The 14,695-nt window shown below is 39.0% G+C and carries 16 protein-coding genes; 13 read left to right on the plus strand and 3 right to left on the minus strand.

Features of this window, described 5'->3' with window-relative positions; genetic code table 11:
- The first annotated feature begins 60 nt into the window (after nucleotides 1–60).
- Nucleotides 61–294, plus strand: coding sequence for a hypothetical protein (locus tag ACPWSR_RS13675; protein ID WP_426348791.1), 234 nt, complete (start codon nucleotides 61–63; stop codon nucleotides 292–294).
- An 87-nt stretch (nucleotides 295–381) separates the two neighbouring features.
- Here the strand turns inward: ACPWSR_RS13675 and dnaK are convergent, their stop codons facing one another.
- Nucleotides 382–2,220, minus strand: coding sequence for a molecular chaperone DnaK (dnaK, locus tag ACPWSR_RS13680; protein WP_426348792.1), 1,839 nt, complete (start codon nucleotides 2,218–2,220; stop codon nucleotides 382–384).
- Nucleotides 2,221–2,433: 213 nt separating this feature from the next.
- On the opposite strand from dnaK, the gene ACPWSR_RS13685 reads away from it, so the two are divergent.
- Nucleotides 2,434–2,670, plus strand: a complete 237-nt coding sequence (locus tag ACPWSR_RS13685; RefSeq protein ID WP_426348793.1) for a glutaredoxin family protein — start codon at nucleotides 2,434–2,436, stop codon at nucleotides 2,668–2,670.
- A gap of 51 nt (nucleotides 2,671–2,721) precedes the next feature.
- Here ACPWSR_RS13685 and ACPWSR_RS13690 read toward each other — a convergent pair whose 3' ends face one another.
- Nucleotides 2,722–3,336, minus strand: coding sequence for a TlpA family protein disulfide reductase (locus ACPWSR_RS13690; RefSeq protein WP_426348794.1), 615 nt, complete (start codon nucleotides 3,334–3,336; stop codon nucleotides 2,722–2,724).
- Nucleotides 3,337–3,383: 47 nt separating this feature from the next.
- Complete coding sequence (locus ACPWSR_RS13695) at nucleotides 3,384–4,076, minus strand: cytochrome c biogenesis CcdA family protein (protein ID WP_426348795.1); 693 nt, start codon at nucleotides 4,074–4,076, stop codon at nucleotides 3,384–3,386.
- A gap of 224 nt (nucleotides 4,077–4,300) precedes the next feature.
- On the opposite strand from ACPWSR_RS13695, the gene ACPWSR_RS13700 reads away from it, so the two are divergent.
- The 11 genes from ACPWSR_RS13700 (at nucleotide 4,301) to ACPWSR_RS13750 (ending at nucleotide 14,685) form a co-directional block, all read left to right on the plus strand.
- Complete coding sequence (locus ACPWSR_RS13700) at nucleotides 4,301–4,570, plus strand: hypothetical protein (protein WP_426348796.1); 270 nt, start codon at nucleotides 4,301–4,303, stop codon at nucleotides 4,568–4,570.
- A gap of 30 nt (nucleotides 4,571–4,600) precedes the next feature.
- Complete coding sequence (locus tag ACPWSR_RS13705) at nucleotides 4,601–5,533, plus strand: tRNA 2-thiocytidine biosynthesis TtcA family protein (RefSeq protein ID WP_426348797.1); 933 nt, start codon at nucleotides 4,601–4,603, stop codon at nucleotides 5,531–5,533.
- A 41-nt stretch (nucleotides 5,534–5,574) separates the two neighbouring features.
- Nucleotides 5,575–6,693 (plus strand): tRNA 2-thiouridine(34) synthase MnmA, encoded by a 1,119-nt coding sequence (gene mnmA, locus ACPWSR_RS13710; protein WP_426351387.1) that lies wholly within the window; start codon nucleotides 5,575–5,577, stop codon nucleotides 6,691–6,693.
- A gap of 130 nt (nucleotides 6,694–6,823) precedes the next feature.
- A complete protein-coding gene (locus tag ACPWSR_RS13715; protein ID WP_426348798.1) occupies nucleotides 6,824–8,035 on the plus strand; it encodes an acetyl-CoA C-acetyltransferase in 1,212 nt (403 codons plus the stop codon).
- A 218-nt stretch (nucleotides 8,036–8,253) separates the two neighbouring features.
- Nucleotides 8,254–8,973 (plus strand): beta-ketoacyl-ACP reductase, encoded by a 720-nt coding sequence (locus ACPWSR_RS13720; RefSeq protein WP_426348799.1) that lies wholly within the window; start codon nucleotides 8,254–8,256, stop codon nucleotides 8,971–8,973.
- Nucleotides 8,974–8,987: 14 nt separating this feature from the next.
- Complete coding sequence (locus ACPWSR_RS13725) at nucleotides 8,988–10,016, plus strand: 3-oxoacyl-ACP synthase (protein WP_426348800.1); 1,029 nt, start codon at nucleotides 8,988–8,990, stop codon at nucleotides 10,014–10,016.
- Nucleotides 10,017–10,892, plus strand: coding sequence for a branched-chain amino acid ABC transporter permease (locus ACPWSR_RS13730; protein ID WP_426348801.1), 876 nt, complete (start codon nucleotides 10,017–10,019; stop codon nucleotides 10,890–10,892).
- 8 nt (nucleotides 10,893–10,900) lie between these two features.
- Nucleotides 10,901–11,938 carry a branched-chain amino acid ABC transporter permease gene (locus ACPWSR_RS13735; RefSeq protein WP_426348802.1) on the plus strand — a complete coding sequence of 346 codons (1,038 nt, stop codon included), beginning with the start codon at nucleotides 10,901–10,903 and terminating at the stop codon, nucleotides 11,936–11,938.
- Complete coding sequence (locus tag ACPWSR_RS13740) at nucleotides 11,892–12,704, plus strand: ABC transporter ATP-binding protein (RefSeq protein ID WP_426348803.1); 813 nt, start codon at nucleotides 11,892–11,894, stop codon at nucleotides 12,702–12,704. The genes ACPWSR_RS13735 and ACPWSR_RS13740 overlap by 47 nt, the downstream gene beginning before the upstream one ends.
- A gap of 1 nt (nucleotide 12,705) precedes the next feature.
- Nucleotides 12,706–13,428, plus strand: coding sequence for an ABC transporter ATP-binding protein (locus ACPWSR_RS13745; RefSeq protein WP_426348804.1), 723 nt, complete (start codon nucleotides 12,706–12,708; stop codon nucleotides 13,426–13,428).
- A 45-nt stretch (nucleotides 13,429–13,473) separates the two neighbouring features.
- A complete protein-coding gene (locus ACPWSR_RS13750; RefSeq protein ID WP_426348805.1) occupies nucleotides 13,474–14,685 on the plus strand; it encodes an ABC transporter substrate-binding protein in 1,212 nt (403 codons plus the stop codon).
- The last annotated feature ends 10 nt before the right edge of the window (nucleotides 14,686–14,695 follow it).

Here is a 14,695-nt window from a genome sequence, read left to right on the forward strand (position 1 = left end):
GTGTATTATTATGTAAGGTGAGAAAGATTATTCTGTAATAGAGTGATAATCGAGGGGATTATGGATAAGTATGAAAAGTACAGAAAGATTAGAGGAAGGCTAGAGCTTGTAGCATTTATGATTGCATTTATAGTAGGAAACTCCATTGCTTCCTATTTTGGATTGACCGGTAAGAAGTTCTTTTCATTAGATACTGGAATGAATTTTGCTATTGTGTTAGGGCTTACCCTTGTGCTGAGTTTTTTTGCTGTAAGGATAGCTGATAAGTGGTATGAAAAAAATAAATACGAATAAATAGTACTAATAGAATACTTATGTAAAAAAATAATAGGGAAGCTGTAGCTTCCCTATTATTTTTTATATAAATAGTATCCTATAAAGTTACTTATCATCCTCAGAGGAGGTATAGGCTGCGTCATAATAATCATCACCGCCGCCTGCAGCATTGCTTTCTTCATAAGTATCTCCACTATTAAAGGAGCTGCCACCGCTATAGGAGCCATCTCCCGCATACGGACCATCAGGATTGATAGAAGAAATCACTGATTTTAAATTATCACAGGCTATTTTTATGGAGGAGTTGTCCTTGCCCTTTAGCTCCTTTTTAAGGCTTTTTACCGCATCATGAAGCCTGTTCTTATCGCTTTTATCAAGTTTTTTTAGGGTTGAAGCCTGGTAAATTAGCTGCTCTGCTTCATCACGGATGGTGGCTTCTGATCTATGTCTTGCATCCTCTTCTGCATACTGCTTTGCTTCCCATATGGCTCTATCGATATCCTCCTGGCTTAAATTAGAGGAGGAGCTGATGGTTATATTCTGTTCCTTTCCAGTACCTAGGTCCATGGCAGAAACTGTTACTATACCATTAGCGTCAATGTTGAAGGTAACCTCAATCTGAGGAATCCCTCGCATAGCACGTCTTATACCGTTAAGCTTAAACTTCCCTAAGGTTTTGTTGTGTCTTGCATTTTCCCTTTCTCCCTGAAGCACATGTATTTCTACGGAGGTCTGGAAATTTGCTGCTGTGGTGAAGACCTGACTCTTTCTGATAGGTATAGAGCTGTTCCTTTCAATAATTCTTGAGAAAACACCTCCAACAGTTTCAATCCCTAAGGAAAGAGGAGTTACATCCAACAGAATAAGGCCCTTTACCTCTCCGCTGAGGACACCACTTTGTATGGCAGCACCCATGGCAACACATTCATCAGGATTAATTCCCTTAAAGGGCTCCTGGCCTGTAAAGCTCTTTATAGCAGCCTGTACCGCAGGAATTCTGCTGGAGCCACCAACCATAATAACCTTATTGATCTCTGAGCTCCTGAGGCCTGAGTCAGATAAAGCCTGGTGTACTGGCTCCATGGTGGCTTTTACCAGGTGCTCTGTAAGCTCGTTAAACTTTGCCCTAGTTAGGGTTATATCCATGTTTTTAGGACCGCTGGAGTTTGAGGTTAAAAAGGGTAGGAGGACCTGAGTGCTTACACTGCTGGATAGCTCTATCTTAGCTTTTTCAGCGGCTTCCTTCACCCTCTGTAGAGCCATGGGCTCTTTCTTTAGATCAATTCTATGTTCTTTCTTGAATTCTTTTATAAGATAATCTACGATGCACTGGTCAAAGTCATCTCCACCTAATCGGTTATTACCAGCGGTAGAAAGTACTTCTATTACCCCGTCCTCAATATTAAGTATGGATACATCAAAGGTACCACCGCCCAGGTCATAAACCATAACCTTTTGGCCTGTTTCTTTATCCATACCATAAGCCAAAGCAGCAGCCGTAGGCTCATTGATTATGCGAAGGACATTTAAGCCAGCTATTTTCCCCGCATCCTTAGTAGCCTGACGCTGAGAATCAGTAAAATAAGCAGGAACGGTAATAACCGCATCAGTAACCTTCTCTCCTAAATAGCTTTCAGCATCAGCCTTAAGCTTCTGAAGAATCATGGCGGATATTTCTTGAGGTGTATAGGCTCTCTTATCAATTTTAACCCTATAATCTGTTCCCATCTCACGTTTTATAGAGCTTACGGTGCGCTGGCTGTTCAGTACTGCCTGGTGCTTTGCTGGTGCACCTACAAGCCTTTCACCATCCTTAGTAAAGGCAACCACAGAAGGGGTAGTACGTCCGCCATCACTGTTAGGTATAATAACAGAGCTTCCGCCTTCCATCACTGCTACACAGGAATTCGTTGTACCTAAATCAATACCAATAAACTTTGACATCTTCCATTTCTCCCAATCATTTATTAGACGTTAAATTATTTATATATTTAAATAATTATATTTTATGTATGTTAACTGAATATTAAGTGAAACTATAAATATAGAGCTTTATTTTTTTCTCCTTAATATTCACATAATTATAATACAACCTTTTAATGGAGTTTAATATTAAGGCTTATAATAGCATTATAAATTAAATGGGAGGTAATAGATATGAAAAATGTTATAGTTTACTCAACACCTACCTGTCCCTGGTGCACTAAGGCTAAGTCATATTTAAAGTCTAAGGACATTGATTTTGTAGAGAAGGATGTGGCACAGGATCAAGAGGCTGCTGTTGAGATGGTTGAAAAATCAGGGCAGAGAGGCGTTCCTGTAATAGATATAGAAGGGGAAATAATAGTAGGCTTTGATAAGGATAATATAGATAAGAGCTTAGGTCTCAATTAATAGAGCTTAAAGGTCGGTGAAGGGATGCACTCCCAACACCGACCTTTTATTTTATAATCCCATGGCTTCTCTCATTTGTGATAGAGTCATATAGCCGGAATACTTTGAATCTATATAGCCTTCTTCGTCAATGATGAAGGTGGTTGGTATTCCCTGAAGCTCATACCTAGATGGAGCTGTAGATAATGGATCTAAAGCTGTAGGAAAGGTAAAGCTATTGTCTCTTAGGAATTTTGAGACAGTGCTTCTGTCCTCTCCTATGTTCACTGCAATTATTACTGCTTCTTCTGGGTTAAGCTCCTTATGGAGCGTTTCTATATCAGGCATTTCAAGCCTGCAGGGACCGCACCAGCTGGCCCAGAAGTTTAAAAATACCTTTTTTCCTCTAAAGTCACTGAGGGTTACTTCTTCACCTTTAAGATTCTCAAAGGTAAAATCCCAGGCCAGTACCTTATCATTTTGAGGACTATTAGTGTCACTGTTTGTACTTGTATCCTCCTGAGCTGCTTCTTCATCGCCAGTAGCTTCCTCGTTGGCTGTCTCATTAGAGGAGGGCTCCTCCTTGGTCTGCTGGTCATTATTAGCAGCATTATTGTAGCTGTAAACGGCATATATTGATGCTCCAATAAGAAGCAATATTACAATGGGCAGAATTAGCTTTTTCATAAATATAAACCTCCAATTTAATGTTTTAAGCTGAATATATTTTGTCCTTAGCTTAAGAGTCCTGTAAGTATTACTAATTTATCTGTGAAGATTAATATTCCAAGGATGATCATGATTATTCCACTGATGATAGATAAGGGTTTAAGATATTTGTTTAAGCTTTTTATTTTAAAGGAAAGCTTATCAAAAAGTAAAGCAGAGCCTATAAATGGGAGGCCAAGGCCCAAGGAATAGGAGATTAAGAGCAGTACTCCTCTACCTATGGTGTCATGACTTCCGGCGTATAATAATATAGAGCCTAGGATAGGTCCTATGCAGGGAGTCCAACCAGCGGCAAAGGCCAGGCCCATGATAAGGGAGCCTAGAAAGCCCTCAGCATTTCCCAGGGAAAAAGCTCTTTTTTCCATATATAGCTTCTTTATAGTAAAGATACCCGTGGTGTGTATTCCGAAAATAATCATAATAATACCAGATATTCTTTTAATTAATAGGCGATGCTTAATAAATAGCTTTCCAAGGGTTGTGATTGAAGCTCCCATTAAAATAAATATTAAGGTAAAGCCTATTACAAAGAATATTGATTTATATAATAGAGTTCTTTTAGCTTTATTATCTCTTACTGCACCTAAGCCACTTCCTGCCAGGTAGCTTAAGTAGCCAGGAATTAGGGGCAGAACACAGGGAGATAAAAAGGAAAGAAGTCCTGCAGAAAAGGCTAAGAATAAGGATATGTTCCCCACTTGTTTCACCTGCTCACAAAATAAATTATTTAATATAATTATATACCAAAAGGTAAACTATATGACAATAAATTTTAATTAATAAGGATTATCTATAAATCTCCTTAGAATTTCAGCTATATTCATTGAAATATAAGGAATTTTATTTTATAATTGTTAGGTTAATAAGGTGTAATTATCTTAACACCTATAATATTAAATTTTAATCTTAAGGAGGCTTGCATATGAGGTTATGGGGAAAGCTAATAAAGAACAATAGAATTATTAAAGATAACGCGGTTCCTCTTATGGCGGAAGATGATTATCAGGCAGCCTTAAAGGAAGCAATGATACAGCTTTGTGATAGCTTTGATATAGCTAAGCCTTATTGGCTTAACAAAAATTTAAATGAATACAACCGACTGGGAAAAACCAGCTTCAATAAAGATAACTTCATAGAAGAAATAGAATTTGATAAGCTTGTAATTGAGGAGCTGGAGGACAAAAAGAAATAAGTTCTATAATAAAAACACGAGGTGAAGATAATGAGTAATATTGCCGGTAACGGTTGTGATATACTGGTACCCTTCAATGAAAGGATACCTCTTAAGGAAATTGAAAGAAGCTTAACTAAAACCTATAAGAAGAGCATATGGTCTAAATTTGTTAGGGCTATAAAGGAATATTCCCTGATAGAAGAAGGGGATAAGGTTGCAGTTGCTATCTCAGGAGGAAAGGACAGCCTTCTTCTGGCTAAGCTATTTCAGGAGCTGAAAAAGCACAAGCAGATGAATTTTGAAGTGGAGTATATTGCCATGGATCCTGGCTATCATCCAGATATTAAAAAGCTTCTCATAGATAACTGTGAGTATCTTGAGATACCAGTACAGATTTACGATTCAGGGATATTTAATGTGGTGGATAAGATTGCTAAGGATTATCCCTGCTACATGTGTGCAAGAATGAGAAGAGGCTCTTTATATGCTAAGGCTAAGGAGCTTGGCTGCAATAAGCTGGCCTTAGGTCATCATTTTAATGACGTTATAGAAACTAATCTTTTAAATATATTCTATGGTGGTAACTTCAAAACCATGCTTCCTAAGCTGAAGGCTACTAATTTTGAAGGCATAGAGCTAATAAGACCCATGTATTTTGTGGAAGAGGAAGCTATTCAAAGATTTACTCAAAATAGCGGTATTTGGCCACTGAACTGTGCCTGCATGGTAGCTGCGAAGAAAATTGGTAATAAGCGTTACGAGATTAAAGCTCTTATTAAGCAGCTGAAGGAAACCTTCCCTGATGTGGAAAAATCCATTTTCAGGGCAGCAGAGAACGTAAATATGGAAGCAATACTGGGCTGGAATAAGGGTGGAGAGCATCACTCTTATCTAGATCATTATGAGGATATTTACGAGGAAGAGGAAGGTAGTAATAATAATAGTGGCGGGATTACACTAGTAAAGAATAATAAGGCTTAAGGTTCATTCTTAAGCCTTAAATAGAGGGTGATACAAGAATGATTAAGGAACCTAAGGATACAAAGGTAGTAATAGGAATGTCCGGTGGCGTTGATTCCTCCGTGGCGGCTCATGTTTTAAAGGAGCAGGGCTATCAGGTAATAGGGGTCTTCATGAAGAACTGGGATGAAAAGGATGATGAAGGAGTATGCACTTCTGCCGATGATTATCACGATGTGAGAAAGGTCTGCCAGAAGCTGGATATACCTTATTATACTGTGAATTTTGTTAAGGAATATTGGGATAGAGTATTTGAATATTTCCTTTCAGAATATAAGAGAGGGAGAACTCCAAATCCAGATGTAATGTGCAACAAGGAGATAAAATTTAAGGCCTTTTTAGAATTTGCCATGAAAATTGGAGCAGATTACATTGCCATGGGGCATTATGCTCAGGTGGATTATAAGGATGGAAGATACAGATTGTTAAGAGGTAAGGATAACAACAAGGACCAGACCTATTTCCTCTGCGAGCTTAATCAGGAGCAGCTTTCTAAGAGCATGTTCCCTATAGGCCATCTTTCAAAGCCTGAGGTGAGAAAAATAGCTGAGGAAGCTGATCTTGCTACTGCTAAGAAGAAGGATAGTACAGGGGTCTGCTTCATTGGAGAGAGAAACTTTAGAAGCTTTTTGGATAACTATCTTCCAGCAAAGCCAGGTCCAATTATGACCTTGCAGGGAGAGAAGAAGGGTGAACATTTTGGCCTGATGCACTATACCCTAGGTCAGAGAAAGGGCCTCGGTATAGGTGGAGATGGCGAGCCTTGGTTTGTAGTGGATAAGGATTTAGAAAAAAATATTCTCTATGTGGTACAGGGAGAAAAAAATCCAGCTCTTTATTCCTATGGTCTCAGAGCCTCTGACATGAACTGGATAGGAGGAGCTCCTAAGGAAGCTGTCTTCCCATGCACTGCTAAGTTTAGATATAGGCAGCCAGATCAGCAGGTTACGGTTCACGTTAAAGATAATAATGAGATTGTTCTAGAGTTTAAGGAGCCTCAGAAGGCTATAACTCCAGGGCAGGCAGTTGTGCTCTACGATAATGAGGAATGTCTTGGTGGAGCAATAATTGAAGAGTATTATAAGAGTAAAAAGAAGCTTAAGTACGTTATTGAAAATTAAACAATTTGTTAAATTTATAAATCCACCTTTTGGTGGATTTTTTTATTGACAGCTATTCCATAATTTGATATTCTTAGGACAAATATGAAATATGAAACAGTTTTCATATTAGAAAGAAGAGGTGTAGTAAATGAGTAGAGTATTTATTGCAGCTGCTAAAAGGACTCCAGTGGGAAGCTTTCAGGGAGCACTTAAAGGAGTTTCACCAGCAGATATGGCAGCGGTGTTAGTGAAGGCAATAATGGAAGAAACCAAGGTGCCTAAAGAGGCAGTAGATGAGGTTATAGTTGGAAACATACTTCCTGCAGGACAGGGACAGGGTATAGCAAGACAGGTTGCTATCAAGGGAGGACTATCCATAGAAACTCCAGCCTACAGCATAAATATAGCCTGCGGAAGCGGCATGAAGGCTATAATGAATGCTTCAGCTGCTATTAAGAGTGGATATGCGGATTTAATAATAGCTGGTGGTACAGAATCTATGAGCAATGCTCCATACATCCTGCCAAAGGAAATTAGAGGTGGCATAAAAATGGGAGAGTTTTCTGTTAAGGATCACATGCTCCATGATGCTCTTACCGATGCTTTTACGGGAATCCATATGGGAATTACAGCAGAAAATATAGCAGAGAAATATGGTATTTCAAGAGAAGCCCAGGACCTATTTGCTTACGAGTCTCAGCAGAAGGCCATTGAAGCTCAGGATGCTGGTAGATTCAAGGAAGAGATAATTCCTATAGAAGCTAAGCAAGGTAGAGAAACCATACTAGTAAAAGATGATGAGTATATAAACAGAAAAACTACCCTAGAGAAGTTATCTACCCTAAGACCAGCCTTTAAAAAAGATGGTACTGTAACAGCGGGCAATGCTTCTGGAATAAACGATGGGGCAAGCATAATGCTTGTTGCTTCTGAAAGAGCTTTAAAGAAGTATAACTTGACACCTCTTGTAGAGCTTGTTGGCATAGGACAAGGAGGAGTAGCGCCGGAGCTTATGGGTCTGGGACCTACACCTGCTATAAAGAAAGCCCTAGAGGATGCTGATTTAACCTTAAAGGATATGCACCTTATAGAACTTAACGAAGCCTTTGCAGCTCAAAGCTTAGGAGTTATTAAGGAGCTCAGCACAGAATACAATATTTCTGAGGATGAGCTTAAGAAGGTAATCAATGTCAATGGAGGAGCTATAGCCTTAGGTCATCCTGTTGGAGCCTCAGGGAACAGAATTATGGTTACTCTAATATATGAGATGCTAAGAAGAAAAAGTCTTTACGGAGCAGCTAGCCTTTGTATAGGCGGTGGAATGGGTACGGCAGTAGTTCTTAAAAATCCTAATATCTAAATGATAAAAGGAAGCTAGAAGGATGGATATAATTTAATAAAATAGAATATTAACACGGTAGTTTTTTGCAAAATAAGAATATTTACAGTAATGTATATTAATTGAAAAAATATCATTGACAGGTAAATAGTTTTTTTATAAGCTTAATATGAAAAGTGATTCATATTTCACTAAAAAGGTTTACAAGAAATTTTATATAGATTTTAGGAGGATATATCATGAGATTAAAGGATAAAGTAGCTATTATTACTGGAGGAGCCAGGGGTTTAGGACAGTCAATGGCTGAATTATTTGCAACAGAAGGCGCTAAGGTAATTGCCTGTGATATGGGAGAAATGACTTATTCCCATGAAGGAGTTGAGGGTTACTCATTAAATGTTACTGATGGAGAGGCCTGTAAGAAGTTTTTTGATTATGTAATGGATAAATACAAAAGGATAGATATTTTAGTAAATAACGCAGGAATCACTAGAGATGCTCTTACAAGAAAAATGAGTGATGAGCAATTTGATATGGTAATCAATGTTAACCTAAAGGGAGTTTTTAATCTTACTAGGCATGTAGGACCAGCTATGCAGCAGCAGGGAAATGGCTCTATCATCAATATTAGCTCCATCGTTGGAGAGTATGGTAATATTGGTCAGGCAAACTATGCAGCAACTAAAGCTGGAGTTATAGGAATGACTAAGTCCTGGGCTAAGGAATTTTCCATGAAGGGTGCTCAGGTGAGGGTTAACTCCATTGCACCAGGGTATACAATGACAGATATTTTGAAGACGGTTCCTCAGGATCTGCTTGATTCCTTTGCTAAGCAAACGATGCTTGGTAGATTAGGACAACCTGAAGAGATAGCAAAGGCTGCGCTATTCTTAGCCTCCGATGAATCCTCTTATATCACTGGACATACCCTTAGCGTTAACGGAGGAATGAGATTATAAAGGAGGAGAGTTAGATGCAAGCAAAGGATAACGTTGGAATACTTGGTTTGGGAATATACATTCCTGAAAATTATATTACTGCAAAAGAAATAGCTGAAGCTACTGAAGGGGTTTGGACAGAGGAAGCGGTAATCAAAAAGCTGGGAATAAAGAAAAAGCCCATTCCAGGCAAGGAGGACGGCACACAGGAAATGGGTGCACTTGCTGCCTTAGATGCTTTAAGAAATACAGGCTTATCCCCAGAAGCTATTGATGTGATCCTCTGTGTCGGTGAAGAGTGGAAGGAATATCCATTAACCACCTCAGCCCTGTATATACAGAATAGGATTGGTGCTAAAAATGCTTGGGGAATTGACCTTGCAAATCGCTGCTGTACAACGGTATCCACCATTAAAATTGCCAAAGATATGCTTATAGCTGATGAGACAATAAACACCATCATGATTGTTGGCGGATATAGAAATGGAGATTTAGTAGATTATTCCGACAAGAACATGTCTATGATGTTTAACCTTGGAGCTGGTGGAGGAGCTATAATCCTTCAGAAGAATCTTAACAGAAATCTGATCTTAGGCAGTCATATCATAGCTGATGGCTCTCTGGCAAGGACCGCTGGAGTAGAAATAGGTGGAACGGTAAACAGAATAAATGAAAATAATATTCATGAAGCCTATTGCTCCTTAAGACTTCTGGACCCTAAAAAGATGAAGGATAGATTAAACGAGGTATCAGTGGATAACTGGTATAGCTGCATAGATAAGGCCTTAGATAAATCCTCTCTAGGTAGGGAGGACATAGACTACTTAGCTATACTCCATATGAAGCGCTCCGGACATGATGGCATGGTTAAGGACCTTGGTCTTAAGGAGGAACAATCAATATATCTTGAGGATTATGGCCACATTGGACAGATTGATCAAATACTCTCCTTGAAGCTTGCTTTAGAAGAGGGCAGAGTGAAGGACGGTTCTGTGGTATGTATGCTTGCGGCGGGTATCGGTTATGTATGGGCAGCAAACATAATAAAATGGGGTGAGATTTAAATGAGTATTTTTTTGCAGGTTATTTTAAGAAGCTTAGAAACAGGAAGTATATATGCCCTGGCGGCTTTAGGAATAATAATCGTATTTAGGACCTCTAATGTAACTAACTTCTCCCAAGGGGTAATGGGTATGTTCAATACCTTTATGGTAACTTCAATTTTCGATAAATTAGGCCTGCCCCTGTGGCTTGCTCTTATTGGAGGAGTTATCACCGCAATTGTTATGGGTGTAATAATAGATATTTTGATTATAAGACATGCAAAGAAGGCATCACCCGTGGCAAAGCAGATAATAACCCTGGGACTTATGATGATAATCCTTGGCTTAACTCCCATTTTCTTTGGAGTAGACCCCTTAAGACTTCCGAGAATTATACCTAATGGTGATTTGAGATTTCTGGGAGCTTCCATTTCCTATAATGGTGTTTTTAATATAGTTTTTGGCCTTGGCATAATGATAGCACTATTTACAGTGCTTCAGAAAACTAAGCTTGGACTTGCTGTTAGAACTACAGCCTCCAATGAATACACCGCAAAGCTCATGGGAGTGCCTACAAAAAATGTTACAATGGCTGCCTGGGCTGTGGCTGCTACCTTAGGAGTAATCTCTGGTGTAATGGTGGCTCCAATGACTAGTGTAAGCTTGAATATTTTAGACGAGGTTCAGATAAATGCCCTTATAGCCTGTGTACTAGGTGGCTTTCAGACCTTTTATGGCCCTGTAATCGGTGCTTATATCATAGGAATAAGCAGAAATCTGCTTCTTTATTACTTTTCCTCCATTTGGGGAGGACAAGTTCTTTATATAATTATTCTGGTTTTCCTTGTTTTTAGACCTCAAGGGATATTTGGAAAGAAAATTGTTAAGAAAGTGTAGGTAAAATTATGATAAAAAAACTTAAGGCAAGTGAATATGTAAGATTTATACTGCTGGGGTTAATTCTCGCTACGCTACCTATGCTCGCTGAATTTGGCATCGTCAAATCAAGCTATATAACAATAATCGGTGGTACATTGATATATGCTATAGCGGCCTTAGGACTAAACCTGCTCTTAGGTTTTTCAGGATTGATTTCCTTGGGAACTGCAGGTTTTATGGGACTAGCTTCATATATTTCTGCATATCTAACAATGGATATGGAGCTGCCCTTTGGAGTAGCGATGCTATTAGCTGTTTTAATCCCAACTCTTTTGGGAATCCTGGTAGGCCTTGTATCCTTAAAGATTGAGGGGATGTATCTTGCCATAGCTACCTTATGTGTTTCAGAGATTCTCAGAAAAACCTTTGAGGAATTTGGTGACTTTACCAATGGCTTCAGCGGTAAGCAGGCAGGCTTTCCAGAGCTTTTAGGCTCTATTAAGCTAGATAGGGCAACAACCTATTATCTTATAGTGCTGGTTTTGATAATCCTTATGCTCCTTACCTATAATCTGATAAATGGTCAGCTAGGAAGAGCCTTAAATGCCATGAGAGGCAGTGAAGCAGCAGCTCAGGCTATGGGTATAAACCTATTAAAGTACAGGCTGGTGGCCTTTGCTCTAGCAACAATGTTTGCTAGTATAGCTGGAGTGCTCTATGTTCACTTTATAAGGTTTTCCTATCCTTCTATCTGGAGCTTGAAGCTATCCTTAGATTTTCTGGCGATGATAGTAATCGGAGGTTTAAGGTCAATATATGGAACATTATTAGGAGCATTTATAGTCTTTGCAGTTCCGGATTTATTCCTTAAACAGATACCTTATTTTGATCAGCTGTCCTATGTATTTAATGGTGTGCTGATTATCCTTGTAATCATGTTCTACCCTAATGGAGTGGTTTATATAGGACATGATGTTAAGAAGTGGATTAGAAGCCTTAGAAAAAGGGGGGATAAGAATGAGCGAGAAAATAAGCTCAGAGAGAAGCACTCTTCTGAAGGTTAATAATCTGAGCATTGCCTTTGGGGGATTAAAAGCTGTTGATAGCTTATCCTTTGATATAAAGGAAAAAGAAATTTTTGGACTTATAGGGCCAAACGGTGCAGGAAAGACTACGGTTTTTAACTGCATTACACAGTTCTATAAGGCAGATGAAGGGGAAGTGCTCTTTCAGGATAAGGATAATAAGGTAAGAAACCTAAGGGAGCATTCCGTTCATGAAATTATAAACTATGGCCTTGTTAGAACCTTTCAAAATGTGGAGCTTATTAGAGAGCTGAGCATATTGGATAATGTTATGATAGGAGCTCATATAGATTTTAAGTCAACGATAATAGAGCAGGCCTTGAGACTCCCAAGAGCTAGAAGAGAGGAAAGGGAGCTTAAAGAAGAGGCTACAAAGATTCTTAGAAGTCTTGGTATAGAGGACAGAAAAGATTACCTGGTGGCTGGTCAGCCTTATGGTGTATTGAAGAAGGTAGAGCTTGCTAGAACTCTCATGTGCAGGCCAAAGCTTATTATACTGGATGAGCCTGCTGCTGGGTTAAATGACACTGAAACCCTTCAGCTTACAGAGATGATTAGAAAAATAAGAGATGAGTTTAACTGCTCTGTACTCCTTGTTGAACACGATATGAGGCTAGTTATGGGAGTTTGTGACAGGATATGTGCAATAAACTTTGGAAAGCTCTTATGTCTTGGAACGAGAGAAGAAGTTCAGAGAAATAAAGATGTCCAGCTAGCTTATCTTGGTACAGATGGAGATGAATAATATGCAGGATAAAATTGCTTTAAGAATTAAAGGACTTGAGGTTAGATATGGAGCTATCGAGGCATTAAAGGGTATAGATATTGAGGTTAAGGAAGGTCAAGTAGTAGCTCTTTTAGGAGCCAATGGTGCTGGCAAAACCACTACCCTTAAGAAAATCTCTGGGTTAATTGAGGCAGCAAAGGGAAGTATAAGCTACTATGGGAAGGATATAACCTCCTTAGAGCCTGAGAAAATTGCAAGGCTTGGGATAGCACAATCCCCTGAGGGTAGACAGGTATTTAGAGAGCTAACGGTTTTAGAAAACTTAAAAATTGGTGCCTACACTGTTAAGGATAGCAAAATAATAGAAAAAAATTATCAAAGAGTATTTAAGTATTTTCCTGTTTTAAAAGAGAGAGGAGAGCAGATAGCTTCTACCTTATCTGGTGGAGAACAGCAGATGCTGGCTATAGCTAGAGCTCTTATGAGCAATCCTAAAATACTGCTTTTAGACGAGCCTTCCTTGGGACTAGCTCCTTTAATAGTAAAGGATATTATGAATATTGTTAAGGAAATTAAAGAGGAAGGTATCACCGTTGTGATAGTTGAGCAGAATGCAGCTCAAACCCTAAAAATTGCTGATTATGCTTATGTTCTGGAGCTGGGGACTATTAGTGCCCATGGGATAGCTTCAGAGATGAGCAATAATCCAAAGCTTATGGAGGCTTATCTAGGAGTTAAATAATGTTAATAATGCAAATGCATTATATATAAAAGGAGGATATAATAAATGAAGAAGATTCTTTCACTGATAATGGCAATGACCCTAGCTGGGTCAATAGTAGGTTGTTCAAAGTCCGCTTCCAATGAGGAAGCACAGGGTGTTACTGATACTGAGATCCTAATAGCTAACAGTGCTGCAACCTCTGGAAGCTATGCCCCTGTAGGAGTACCTTTTAATGCAGGCTTAGAGGCTTATCTTGAACTTATCAACAAAGATGGTGGAGTAAATGGAAGAAAGATAGTTTTCAAGCATCAAGACGATGAATTCGATCCAGTAAAGGGTAAGGCTATGCTTTCTCAGTTCATCGAGGATGAAGAGGTTTTTGCTATTGTTGGACACTTTGGAACTCCTGTAGTAGGAGCAACTATTCAGGATCTTAAAGATTCAGAAATCCCTGCTGTTTACTTTGCAACAGGTATTGGACAGCTCTACAGTGATGATGCAGAAGCTGACAATATGAAAAATATATTCCCTGTTCAGCCGATATATATCACTGAGGGTCAGATAATGGTAGCTAGAGCTGTAGGAGATTTTAAGGCTAAAAAGCTAGGTATTATCTATACTAATGATGATGCTGGTAAGGATATATTAAATGGTGCTGAAGCTAAGGCTAAGGAGCTGGGCGTGGAGCTTGTAGCAGAGCAGGTAACAGCTGGTGCTACGGATGTATCCTCTGCAGTTACAACTATAAAAAATGCTGATGTAGATTTTATTGTATTAGGTTCAATTCAAGCTACCTTCCCTACAATAGTTAAAGAGCTTGCTGCCCAGGGAGTAGATAAGGATGTTATAACTACTTATGTAAATGTATCTCCAGTAAGTGCACAAGCAGTGGTAAATGAAATAAAGGGTAAATTTGATGTATACGGAAATGGATGGGTTTCCTTTGAAGGTGAGAGAGCAGAGGCTTTAGCACAGTTCATGGAGTACTGCCCTGATTATGCAGATAATGTGTATGCCATGACTGGATGGATTGCAGCTCATTTCTTTGTAGAAGGGCTAAAGAGGGTAGAAGGAACTATAACTTGGGACAAGTATATAGAGGCAATGGAAGCAGAGCCTATTAAGAACCCCTTCGGTGGTGAGATTAACTTTGCCGATGGTTTAAGAGCAGGAACTCAAGAAATGAATCTATCAAAAATCAACCATGAAAATGTTCAGGGAGAATGGATTGCTGTTGATGGACTTAAAGCAATGGATTCAATTTTAGGAAAGTAATGGATTATTA

Source organism: Alloiococcus sp. CFN-8, from assembly GCF_049943125.1.
Lineage (GTDB): Bacteria > Bacillota > Clostridia > Clostridiales > Clostridiaceae > JAEXZL01.